Annotated in this window: 8 protein-coding genes; 4 read left to right on the top strand and 4 right to left on the bottom strand. The window is 59.5% G+C overall.

The features are described 5' to 3' along the window. Positions 1–11: 11 nt before the first annotated feature. Together VBE63_RS20530 and VBE63_RS20525 are read right to left on the bottom strand one after the other, a co-directional pair. Positions 12–938: a hypothetical protein gene (locus VBE63_RS20530; RefSeq protein ID WP_323684885.1), complete on the bottom strand. Its 927-nt coding sequence runs from the start codon at positions 936–938 to the stop codon at positions 12–14. Between the two features lie 123 nt (positions 939–1,061). Next, positions 1,062–2,921 (bottom strand): hypothetical protein, encoded by a 1,860-nt coding sequence (locus VBE63_RS20525; RefSeq protein ID WP_323684884.1) that lies wholly within the window; start codon positions 2,919–2,921, stop codon positions 1,062–1,064. Between the two features lie 272 nt (positions 2,922–3,193). Between VBE63_RS20525 and VBE63_RS20520 the strand changes: the two genes are divergently transcribed. From VBE63_RS20520 to VBE63_RS20510, 3 genes are all read left to right on the top strand, one after another. Beyond that, on the top strand, positions 3,194–3,808 hold the full coding sequence (locus VBE63_RS20520) for a Uma2 family endonuclease (protein WP_323684883.1): 615 nt from the start codon (positions 3,194–3,196) through the stop codon (positions 3,806–3,808). A gap of 380 nt (positions 3,809–4,188) precedes the next feature. Continuing rightward, positions 4,189–5,535 (top strand): efflux RND transporter periplasmic adaptor subunit, encoded by a 1,347-nt coding sequence (locus tag VBE63_RS20515; RefSeq protein WP_323684882.1) that lies wholly within the window; start codon positions 4,189–4,191, stop codon positions 5,533–5,535. Beyond that, the gene (locus tag VBE63_RS20510) at positions 5,535–8,672 is read left to right on the top strand and encodes an efflux RND transporter permease subunit (protein WP_323684881.1); all 3,138 of its coding nucleotides are present in this window, start codon (positions 5,535–5,537) and stop codon (positions 8,670–8,672) included. Before VBE63_RS20515 ends, VBE63_RS20510 begins: the two co-directional genes overlap by 1 nt. Positions 8,673–8,879: 207 nt before the next feature. Here VBE63_RS20510 and VBE63_RS20505 read toward each other — a convergent pair whose 3' ends face one another. Beyond that, entirely contained in the window at positions 8,880–10,304 is a 1,425-nt protein-coding gene (locus VBE63_RS20505; RefSeq protein ID WP_323684880.1) for a GGDEF domain-containing protein, read from the bottom strand. A gap of 136 nt (positions 10,305–10,440) precedes the next feature. Then, on the bottom strand, positions 10,441–10,800 hold the full coding sequence (locus tag VBE63_RS20500) for a hypothetical protein (RefSeq protein WP_323684879.1): 360 nt from the start codon (positions 10,798–10,800) through the stop codon (positions 10,441–10,443). Positions 10,801–11,272: 472 nt separating this feature from the next. Between VBE63_RS20500 and VBE63_RS20495 the strand changes: the two genes are divergently transcribed. After that, on the top strand, positions 11,273–11,843 hold a 571-nt coding region (locus tag VBE63_RS20495), incomplete at its 3' end, for a hypothetical protein (protein ID WP_323684878.1).

Here is an 11,843-nt window from a genome sequence, read left to right as displayed (position 1 = left end):
GCTTGATGATCCTATGGTGCGCGATTGAGCCACCGCAGGGGTGCAAATACATAATAGCGAACACGTTTAAAAAATAGCGAGCCAAGCGATAGCAGAAGCAAGATGCCAATGACGCCCGCAAGCCCCTGCGATTGAAAACCCTGCCAAGTTTTTTTTCCGATGTTGGAAACCGCTTCACCAGAGCCTTCAATGGCGCCCTTGGCCGCGCTGGCCGCGACTTCTCCTGCCAGTTGTTGAATGCGGTTAACGCCTTGCTCAACTAATTGACCAGAAGCGTCTTGGAACCCCTCCGGGTCGATGACCCACCAAGCAAATAGACCACTGCCGAGCCACACTTTCCAATTGGGTTGAATCACGTTGTTGAAGAAATCAATGCCACCTTGACCCATTTTCGAAACTGTTGCAGTGAAGTCAGCCAAGGTAATGGCACGCTTGCCAGCCGGTAAGGCGACGGCACCGGCATCAAGTGCAGTCTGTAGGCGCAAGGCGGAGGTAATCACTTCATCTCCGTATTTTCCGGCACCAGCAACCAGGTCAGCGCCACCAGCGCGAATTAATTTCCCACGAAGTGCTACATCGGGGACTGTGTTCGCAAGCCTTTCACCTCCTTTGATTAACAGCAGCGCGGCCTCGCGCCCAGCGTCGTCGAGCTGGTCAACTTGACGCAATAGGGCAGGGTTCGACGCAAGCCCCTTGTTCAGTTGTTTCAGAACATCCGCCCGCCGTGCTGCTGCACGAGTGGCGTCGAGTACATCATCTCCTTTTTTGCCAATTGCTGTTATTCCATCGGCCTGTCGGGCGCTGGGTGCTTTCCCCATGCGTTTTAACAGATCATCGGTATTCTTCACTGGAATATCGTCTGGCACCTTGGAGAATACGCGGGTGATGGTTTTGAGGATATCGTCGGCTGAACGCGCGTAGATTGCGGGGCTGTTCAATAGGATGCTGCAGGTCACTATCAGGCAGATAAAAGCCAATAACCGGAATCTGTTTCTAGGGCTTATCATTAGAGTCATGAGGGTATTCCATTGGAAATTAAGTTGAAATGGTTTTTTATCTATTTAATGTGTGGTTGAATTCTCAAACCACCAAATTGATGCATGTTTTTGCCAAGCATTTATGGTGATTTCTCCAATTTCCTCTGCCTGCTCCAATGCGGCATTGATTGCAAACTCTTCTGTTAAATAATTCGTGTAACGATTGCGGTAGTTTACGATGACCCGCGCGTCTCGGCGCATAAAAACCCGCGCTTCCAGTCCAGTTATTTTTTTCATCGAAGAACGGCCAATGCTGGTTTTTTCAAATACCCATTGGACAGGTTTTGTGATCTCAAGACCACGAGACATATTCATAGATTGATCGGATAATTTTGCCAAGTTAATAGATTTAACTAAGTAGCTTTTTGATGCTGCTGTCATGAGCCGCCCCGACTCCGCAGCCTTTTTAAAGAAATCTGGCGAGCTCGATTTAAGAATCTTTTTTGCAGATTTCTTTGTTATAGACTCAGCGGTCTCCATTGCGATGGTTTTGCCGCCTTTTTTTAAGGCTTGAGTCATTAATTTGCCTTTCCCTAGTGTAAAAATATCAATGACATCCAATCCAACAAATGCGATATCGAGTGCACTGACATCTCGGCCCTGGGACAGTTTTCTTGCCGTGTAATAGGTATCATACAATGGAATCCAAGTCGTTAATCCGGTTGGTTCAGGAGCCAGATCTTCCCGCAGCGTCGCAAGCGTGAAACCGCCTAGCGCGCGCAGTCGCCGCTCTAGATCAGGGCATTGAGGCGTCCCTTCGGGGCAGACGCTGCTCAGATCGCCAAGAATTCTCTGACGCAGACTCGGGTCAAGGTCATCGCGAAGCATGAGGCGGTGAAACAAGGGTTCGTTCTGGAAGCGGATTAGAGCGCTAAGCGTTTCGTTGTTGCCCTGCAACAAGGATTCGCGTACCAGTGGATGAAGATCCTTGGGGAAAGGCACCCCAGAGGGCGGTTCGGTGAGGAGTTCGACGGCCAGCAAGCCGCCTTGTGCGAGCAATTCCTCGCCACGATCCTGCATGAGCAGATCCCAGACGCGGGGTTCCTCAGCAAGGAGTTCAAGCGGCGTATCGCATTCCCCGCCCGGTTTGTTCGAGCAATCCGTGACACGCGCAAAGGCGGGCCACAATCGTGTGCGGAAATGGCGACGAAAGTCGGAATCCTGATTCAGTCGATTACGCAGATACTCACCTTGGTTTAAGGCCAACGCCATGATTTCTGCGACGGCGTCATCCGGTTGCGAGGCGCGCAACGCCCGTGCTACGGTTTCGTTCAGCCAGCGTGCGTACTCGCGTGCACCGGGTCGCTCATGATCGAACATGAATACAGCCGCAGGTGCTGTGATCCCCATGGCACCTAGCACACAGATGTTGCGGCCATAGCGTTGAAAAGCGTCCACCAGGACATCCTGCTCGTGGGGGTCGATGATGAGCTGAAACATTCCTGCGTAAACGCCAGCGCAGTCGTCATTCACAAAAGCACGATCAAGCTCAATCGGAATCGGTGCACCGGCATAGAGCGCGGCGAATTCGGGGTGGCGTTCAATCCGTGGCATGAGGGCAAGATTCTCGAACTGTCCTAAGCGGTCAAGTTGCTGCAGGAGAATCTCGAGTTGCTCGGGATACTCGGCTTTAATGCTGAAGTAAACGGCATTTAGCTCGACCACGGCAGTTGCCGCTTGTCGCGACCAACCGGCCTTGATCAGCCGAGCAATAAGCTGGGCTGACAGATCAACGTGTTCCGTTAGCAAGTTACCAGCGTGATCGGCTTTTGGAGTGGCATGCGATGGAAAGGAAGTGCCACCAATGGCGATGGTCAGAGTGATTGCAAGCACTAATGGAGCCGACACCGTTAGCAGACGCGGGAGCGAAGCAGGTGATGGCATGGCTGTAACCCTGGTTGGCACTGACTTCTCAATCCAGTATTGGGATGTTGCGTCCAAATGTTTTCGGGTGCGCCGGATCGCGCTCGCTCGAAAATCGGGTGTAAGTTATCCCAATAGAGATCAGAAATGCAATCGCATCAGTGCCTATTTTGTCGCATAGCTGTCGCATGTTAGAGTGTTTGGTAGTGCCCCAATCCACAGGACGCCGAGCAGATGGAAGCCTGAAATATCAGCGAGTTACAAACTCATCCTGCTGACTGGGGCACTACCGAGTGTTTTTTGTTGAGACACCTATGCGCAGAATTCGCCCCAAGCGCTCAAGCGAAAGCAGAAACATCGGGAGAAGCCTCATGTCCGCCGTTGTCCTGCACGAATATTACACCTTGGAAGATTATCGCCACTGGAAAGGCGATTGGGAATTGATTCATGGCGTCCCTCTGGCGATGGCGCCATCGCCAGGGGTGACTCATCAGCGTGTCGCTCGACGTTTTCAGCGCCAATTTGATGAAGCCTTTGACCAATGCCCCCAGTGCGAAGTGTTGTATGAAATCGATGTCGAATTCTCCGCCGACACCGTCACCCGACCGGATGTTTTGGTCGTCTGTGAGCCGCTCGATGGTGAGCGGATCACCCGCGCGCCGGTGCTGATTGCCGAAGTCATCTCGCCCAAAACCGCCCGGCGCGATGAGCAGACCAAGTTTCAGCTCTACCGCGACGAGGGCGTCGGGTACTACATTCTGCTGTATCCCCAGGCCGCCAAAGCCAAGGTCTATCGGCTGATCGATGGCGAGTATCGCAAAGTCGGCGACTTTCAGCGCGCAACCTGCCCGATCGAGCTGCCTGGCTGTGTGGTGGAGGTGGATTTCTCCCGCTTGTGGTCGCCGTAGATGTTCAAGCAGGTGGTTGCCGACCTGGTTGCCGACCTGGTTGCGGGCAAAGGCGACGCCACCGCCGCAGCGCCTTGGTGCTTGGACGGTGTTTCCTGCGCTTCGTCGTTGTCATTGTCGGGGCCTGCCACGACACTAGCGCCTCTGTGCCGTTGTCTTTGTCGTCTGCGGCAAGCATCTAAGTCTGGCGCAAGGAACCCTGTGCATTGAGGGCTGAGCGCGCGTCATCCAGATTGACGGCCCCTTGTCGAAGGATCGATGCGCCGAAAAGGGACTCCGGGCGACAAGCGGCCGCCCGGAGCGACAAGCGCCGCCTGCCGACCTGCACAAGCATCCCGCCGCCCCCCCGTCTGTGTCGAGTATCCCGTGTGAGACGCCTGTTGAAATTCATCCTGCCGGTGTTGATCCTGGCCGTTGGCTTCGGCCTCTTCCGCCTGTTGTTGGCGAGCAAACCCGAGAAGGCGACGCCCAGCGTGCAAGAGCGGGTGTGGCGGGTCGAGGTCGAGCCAGTGGAGCTGATCAGGGCGGCTCCGCAGCTCGAACTCTATGGCCGCGTCGAGACGCCCGACCTGCTGCGCGCGACCGCATCGGCGAGCGCCTGGGTGACCGAGGTGTTGGTGCGCGATGGCGATCGGGTGGCCGAGGGCGAGGTGTTGCTGCGACTCGATGAGCGCGATTTCAGGCCACGCATCGCTCAGGTCGAGGCCGAGATCGCGGATCTGCAGGCGCAGATCGCCAGCGAGAAGAACCGCGTCGAGACCGACCGTTTGGGGCTTGAGCAGGAGCAACGGCTGCTGCAATTGGCGCAAGATGCGGTGCAGCGCCAGCAGCGCCTGAAGACCCAGCAGGTCGGTGCCGAGCAGGCGCTGGACGATGCCAAGCGCATCGAGGCGCAGCAGCAACTCACTGTCAGCAGCCGGCAGATGAGCATCGCCGATCATCCAAGCCGCTTGCGTGGACTGGAGGCGCGCCTGGCGAGCGCCAAGGCGCGCCTGGCCGAGCTTCGGCTCGAGTTCGAGCGCGCCACGCTGCGTGCCCCCTACGCCGGGATCATCACCGAGGTTGCGGTCACTGAAGGTGATCAAGTCACCCGGGGTGAGGTGCTGGTGCGTCTTTACGCGCTGGATAGCCTTGAGGTCCGCGCGCGCGTTCCAGCGCCTTATCAGGATGAGCTAATCGCGATGGCTGCCCAGGACTTGCCGCTCTCGGCCAGCGCCATCGTCGGTGGCGAGTCCTTGACGCTGCATTTCGACCGCTTGGCTGGAGAGGCTGATCCAAGCGGTGTGGATGCCCTGTTTAAGCTTGACGGTGATCCAAGCCGGGTGCGTCTTGGACAGTTGCTCACGGTGTCTCTGGAGCGTCCGACACGCAACGCCGTAGTCGAGGTGCCGTTCCGTGCCGTCTATGGCGGCGGCCGCCTTTATGTAGTGAAGGAAGGCCGCATGCAGGGCCTGGATGTCGAAAGTCTGGGTACCCGTATGGGCGACGATGGTGAGGAACGGCTACTGGTGCGTTCCGATCAGCTCGAAGCCGGTGATGCGCTGGTGACGACCCACATGCCGAATGCGATCGAAGGGCTGCGGGTCGAGATCGTCGACGCTGAGGCAGCGGATGACAGGATGCTGGCGAAGCCCGATGTTGCCGGCACCGGCACCGGCACTAATACTGGCGCTGGCGCTGGCGCTGGCACTGGCACTAGCGCAGGCACTACCGAGCGCCGCCCATAATGGGGACCGCCAAGCTGGATACCGCAAGCCGACATCGCACCGACATCATCGGCATCTTCGCCCACCATAAGGTCGCGGCCAACCTGCTGATGGTGATCATGCTGCTGGCCGGCGCCTTCGCGCTGGATCGGCTCAACGTGCAGTTCTTCCCGACCTTCGAGCTTGACATCGTCTCGGTGCGGGTGATCTGGACCGGGGCCAGCGCCGAGGATATCGAGGACGGCATCACCAATCCGCTCGAGCAGCGGCTGCGCAGGGTTGACAATCTGGACAAGATGACCTCGACCTCGAGCCAAGGTATCTCATCGATCACGCTTGAGTTCAAGGAGGGCGTTGATCCCCTGCTAGCGTTGGATGAGGTGCGGCGGGCGGTCGATGAGTTCCGCAACTTTCCGCAGGACGCCGAGAAGCCCGAGGTCTCACTGATTAGCCGCTACGAGCAAGTGGCCCGGCTGGTGATCACCGGTCTCGACGACCGCGCTGAGATGCGCCGCTTGGTGCGCCGATTCGAGACCGAGCTGCTCGAGCGCGGCCTGGATCAGGTGCAGATCAATGGCCTGCCGAGCGAGGAGATTCGTATCCAGGTCGATCACGGTGAGCTCGAGCAGCTTGGCGTTGGCTTGCAGGAGATTGGTCGTCGGGTCAGCGATTTTAGCCTGGACCTGCCAGCGGGCTCGGTTGGCCGCGACGAGGGCTCGCGTGAGCTGCGCAGCCTGGACAAGCGTCGCGAGCCGCTTGGCTTCGAGCAGATCCCGATCCGCGCCGATCAACAGTTGCGGGTCGAGCTTGGCGATGTCGCTGAGATCGAGCGCGTGCCGCGCGATAGCTCGGTGCTGGTCTCGGTGAATGGAGAGCCCGCCGTCGAGATGGTGCTGCAGCGCAGCGAGCGCGGCGATACCCTCGAGGCCGCGCGCGCCTTCCAACAATGGCTGGACGATACCCGTCCAACCCTTCCCCCGGGTGTTGAGATCACTGTCTACGACGCCTCCTGGGAACTGGTGCGCGATCGCATCATGCTGCTGGTGACCAATGGCCTCGGCGGGCTGGTGCTGGTGGTCGCGATCCTCTACCTGTTCCTGACCGGCCGCGTGGCCTTCTGGGTCGCTTGGGGGATTCCGGTCTCCTTCGCTGCGACCCTGTTCATCCTCTATCTGGTCGGCGGTAGCATCAACATGATTAGCCTGTTCGCGCTGATCATGGCGCTCGGCATCATCGTCGACGATGCCATCGTCGTCGGCGAGGACGCGATGGCGCACTACCAGATGGGCGAAGACCCCTTGCTGGCGGCCGAGGGCGGCGCACGGCGCATGCTGGCCCCGGTCATCGCCTCCTCGCTCACCACCATCGCGGCCTTTCTGCCGCTGATCCTGGTCGGTGGACGCATCGGCAACATCCTCGGTGCCATCCCGATCGTGATCATCTGCGTGATCCTAGCCTCATTGGTCGAGAGCTTCTTGGTGCTGCCGGGCCATCTGCGCAACGCCTTCGTGCATACGCACAAGATCAAGCCGAATTCGCTCCGCGCTCGGCTCGACCGAGGTTTCGAGTGGGTCCGCGATCGCGGTTTCCGACCACTGGTGATCGTCGCGGTGCGCCAGCGTTTTGCGACTGTCGCCGCTGCCATTGCGCTGTTGACCGTCGCTATCGGGCTGCTCGCGGGTGGGCGGCTCGGCTTCGTCTTCTTTCCGACGCCCGAATCGCAGATCCTGAATGCCAATGTCACCTTCGCCGCTGGCACCCCGCGCGCCCGGGTCGATGCTTTCCTGGACCATCTTGAAGAGACGCTGCAGCAGACCGAGCGGGAGCTGGATCAGGGGCCACTGATCAACCTGGCGCTGGCGTTTCATGGCTCCAAGAGCGGTGGCGGGGGTGGCGGGACGGCCGATCAGCTGGGCTCGCTGCAGATCGAGCTGGTTGAACCGGATCTGCGCGAGGTCCGCAACAATGAGCTGATTCGCGCCTGGCGCGAGCGCATTCGGATGCCGGCTGGGCTCGAGTCGCTGAACATCACGGCGCGTCGGGTCGGGCCGCCGGGGCGTGATCTCACCATCCGGCTCACCAGCGGCTCGGCCGATGAGCTGAAGGCCGCGGCGCTGGCGCTGTCCGAGACCATCGCTGGCATCGACGGGGTGCTCGAGGTCGAGGACGACATGGCCTATGGACGCGAGCAGTTGATCTATCGGCTGACACCGGTCGGCGAGGCCCTGGGTCTGAGCGTTGCCGATCTCGGGCGCCAACTGCGCACCGCCTTCGATGGCCAGTTGGTGCAGATCTTCCAGGATGGCGCCGACGAGGTCGAGGTCCGGGTCAAGCTGCCGACTGCCGAGCGCGGCACCCTGGCGAGTCTCTACCGGCTCAATGTCCGCACCCCGGCGGGCGATTCGGTGCCGCTGACTGCGGTGGCCGCGTGGGAGTCGCGGCGTGGGTTTGAGGTCTTACGCCACGCCGAGGGCAAGCTGGCGGTCGAGGTCACCGCCGACATCGATAGCAACGTGACCACCGCTGGCGAGGTGACCGCAGGGCTCGAGGAGGGGACGCTAGAACAGTTGCAGCGCGACTTCGGCATCGACTACTCGTTTGAGGGTCGCTCGGCCGACCAGCGCGATACCCTGTCGGATATGCGTAAGGGCCTGGTGCTGGGGCTGATCCTGATCTATCTGATCCTGGCCTGGGTGTTTTCGTCCTATGGTTGGCCGCTGGTGGTGATGGCGGTGATCCCGTTCGGGTTGACTGGCGCCCTGTTTGGCCACTGGGTTATGGGCATCGATCTGACCATCTTGTCGCTGTTCGGGATGTTCGGTCTCTCCGGCATTGTCGTCAACGACTCGATCATCCTGGTCAGCTTCTACAAGCAGTTGCGCGGCGAGGGGCTGTCGATTCAGCAGGCGCTGATCGAAGCCGCTAGCCAACGCCTGCGCGCGGTGCTGCTGACCTCGTTGACCACTATCGCCGGACTGATGCCGCTGTTGTTCGAGACTTCGTATCAGGCGCAGTTCCTGATCCCGATGGCGACGTCCATCGCCTTCGGACTCGGCTTCGCGACCCTGCTGATCCTACTGGTGATCCCGGCGCTACTGTCGATGCATGAGAGTGCGCATGGGCGGCTGCAGCGGTGGTTTGGCCGCGCCAGTACCTAAGGAACGGTGCAAGAATAACCAGAGTATCTACTGGCCAGCTAAGCCGTTCTTGAACGGTCCTCTTTGGTGGAGTTGTGCCGCTTGTTTCTGAACCGTAACTAAGCGCCGTGACCATCAAATCGACAGATCAAGAACAGCATCGCTGTGCCATCGAGAGCGATGCGGCGGCGCACCTTCCACTGCTGCCCGCTGCCCGTTGCCCGTTGCTCAGCCTAGCGTCACGCGGTTGCGTCCTTGCTCCTTGCTCTGGTAGAGCGCGCGATCAGCGGTGCGGATCAGCTCGGCTTTGGTCGGCGGATCTCCATGTCCGTCCCAATGTGCTAGGCCGATGCTGACGGTGATCCGCAGGCGGTTTTCAGCATTGGTGAAGACCGCTTGGGCGATCTCATGACGCAAGCGCTCTGCGAACTGTTGGCCCTGCTCGCGCTCGGACTCTGGCAGGATGATGAGAAATTCCTCACCGCCATAACGAGCCAGCTGGTCCGAGTCTCGGGTGAAGCATTGGCACAGGTTTGCCAACTGCATCAACACCTGATCGCCGGCCTGATGCCCGTACTGGTCGTTCAATGTCTTGAAATGGTCGATGTCGAAGAGTGCCAGCATCAGCGGGCGCTGATAGCGAGTACTGCGCTCGAGCTCGGCATCGATCAGTTCTTGCATGTGGCCGTGGTTGTAGAGTCCAGTCAGCCGGTCACTGCGCGAGAGAACCAGCAGATGCTCCTCGCGCGCGAGGGTCGAGATGATCGGGCGCAACGCCAGTACCGTGAGCAGGTAGATCACCAAGGTTGCGGCCAGTGTCGCGGCTAGCAGCACCAGCGCCTGCTTGTCGATGGGCGCGAAGAACGCTTCAGCATCGACGATCGACACCAGGCTCCAAGCCTCGATCCCCAAGGGTTGTTGGCGGATCACGAAGCGCGGATCGGAGGATTCCGATGCCAGAAATTCCAGCAGCGCCGCATGTGCATGGTCATCGGCGGACTGGTCTGGCCAATACTTGATCTCGCGCTCGCCAAAGACCAGCGCCAAGGTGTTTGCGGGGTGGCTTTGTTCATCGATGAATTGCTGCACAGCCCGGTCGCTGATGATCAGGATGTCGAAGCCGATGCGGCCATGGGCGTTGTCGACGATTGGCGAGCAGTAGACCCGCTCGCCGGTGCGCTCGGCCTGTTCGGCTGGGATCATCTGGACGCGATCGAGTGAATGAGCGCGGCAGTACGCCGTGAGCGTGATAGGCACCGGGATGCCGACGCTGAACAGGAGATTGCCATCAGGGTCATGACGGGCGATCGCGCGTAGGGCATCGTTGGCACGCAAGGCATCAGCGAGCTTGGGCTGGCTGAAGTCGACCAGTGCCCTGCGCCTGATCTCGCCGCGCAGGTAGGCGGCCTGTTTTTGGCGGATCGCGGTGCGACTGGCGGCTTGCCGGGCCAGATCCTCGTGGTTTTGCAGGAGCGCCTGCAGCCGGCCAACACTGTTCTGTAGGGCAAGATCAATGCTCTGCGTATGTGTTTCGCGCAGGTAGCCGATCAGCGGATGCATGCCGAAGAGGTAGAAGCTACTGATCAGCAACAGGCTACTGAGGCCAACGACCACATAGATGTTATAGATCTGAGCGCGGTGCTTGATATTCATGGATGTGCATTCTGGGCAGGCCTGTCAGCTGCGGTCATTGAGGTTTTGCGCCGGCGCGAAACAGGCTCCCGTCACAGTCTCCGGTCAAACCTGGAGAGACTTCAGTCCCTTCCATTGTCCGGGCGATGCGCATCCATTAGACCTCGGAAGCATTCCAATTGTGGAACGCCAGCAGCCAGGAATCGATGCCAGGGTTGTGCGCACCCTGCGCCCGCAGCGCCTCGCCGATCTCGATCATCAATGCCCGAAACTCACGCACCTCCTGTTGCCACCGTTGACCAGGTAACGCCGGGTGATCGGCCATCGTCTCCGCGGCCAGCGAGCCCGCGCCGGCCCACCAGTCGTTGTCATCGAGTCGAGCGAGGGCTTGCTGCGGTGAGTCTCGCAGTTCAGCGCCGAGCGCATGCACCTCTGCCGCGCGCGGATGCTCGATGCGCTCGAGCAACTCGGCGAGCCGCGTTAGCGAGGCTGGCAATGAGGCGTCAAATCTCGTCATGGCCTGTCATCTCATCTTCCCATCCCATCCCATCCCATCCCATCGAGTTCGACTTCACGCGCGTACCCCCAGCAACGGACAGGGATTGCCATCACCCTGACCGAAGACTCATGCGCTGAGTTTGGGGTTTGGGAAGGTGCCTGAACTGCAAGCGACCCGCAGTTTAGCACTGACGGCCGACAGCCATGGTTGCCCTCATGGTGCGTGCGGTATTGGGTGGAGACTACTGGCCGATGATCTGCGGGACGCTGGCTTTGCCTAACGGAACACTGGGACGTCTTTGCGCGGGCCTTGCCCAAGGCTTGCAGTGGGTAGCGGCATGTCGATTTAGCGGACTCAACCGCTGCTCAGTGAAGGATAGCCATTGCGCACCTGCGTCAGCGAGCCTCAGGCAGCTGCGGATTCCGAGCCTAGCTTGGCGCCTATGAGCACTCTAGACTCTAGTCCAAGCCTCTATCCATGAAGGGTCGACATGATCTTGCTGTTCCGCTCGCTTTTGCTTGCCCTTATGCTCATGGCTGCCATGAGTGGCTGTGCCTACGATGGTCGATCTCAAGACAGGGGAGACAGGGGAATATCGGTGGCCGTCATGGCGCCGATTCGTATTCCGCCTGGACGTGCGCATACAATCCTTCAACAGGGCCGACTCGCAAGTGCAAGTAACAAGCTGAATCCGTATTGCGAACTCGAGGTCCGCACCGTTGCACCCAAAGACGGGGCCTGGGTATCCTCCGGAGAGTTTCGGGTCGCCTATGTCCGCCACCGCCTGTTATTGGACCCCACGACGCGCATACCTGCGCTCACCCTTGTCTCTAGCTGCTCAGACCCAGTGTTCCAGGAATCGATATGGCAGCTGACTCCTGCCTTGCCGAGCGACGTGATGTACCTCCGCTGCATTGCTCCTTACTACAACTGTGCTTTTGGCCCGCCGCTTTCACTCGGGCAGGTGCAACAGCAGGTCGGACGCTATATGGCCATTGAAGTCAGGACAGTCATCCACACAGGCACACCTGAACAGAGACATCGCATATCGGTCCAGAAGC

Origin of the sequence: Lamprobacter sp. (assembly GCF_034860625.1) — a bacterium.
In the GTDB taxonomy this organism is placed as follows: Bacteria; Pseudomonadota; Gammaproteobacteria; order Chromatiales; family Chromatiaceae; genus Lamprobacter.
Note: the sequence above shows the minus strand (reverse complement) of the source record. Positions and strands in the feature narration are given on the sequence as shown.

Bases quoted from the DNA above. Each gene is read 5' to 3' on its own strand.
- VBE63_RS20525 (WP_323684884.1), bottom strand. From the start codon at position 2,921: ATGCCATCACCTGCTTCGCTCCCGCGTCTGCTAACGGTGTCGGCTCCA.
- VBE63_RS20510 (WP_323684881.1), top strand. From the start codon at position 5,535: ATGGGGACCGCCAAGCTGGATACCGCAAGCCGACATCGCACCGACATC.
- VBE63_RS20505 (WP_323684880.1), bottom strand. From the start codon at position 10,304: ATGAATATCAAGCACCGCGCTCAGATCTATAACATCTATGTGGTCGTT.
- VBE63_RS20500 (WP_323684879.1), bottom strand. From the start codon at position 10,800: ATGACGAGATTTGACGCCTCATTGCCAGCCTCGCTAACGCGGCTCGCC.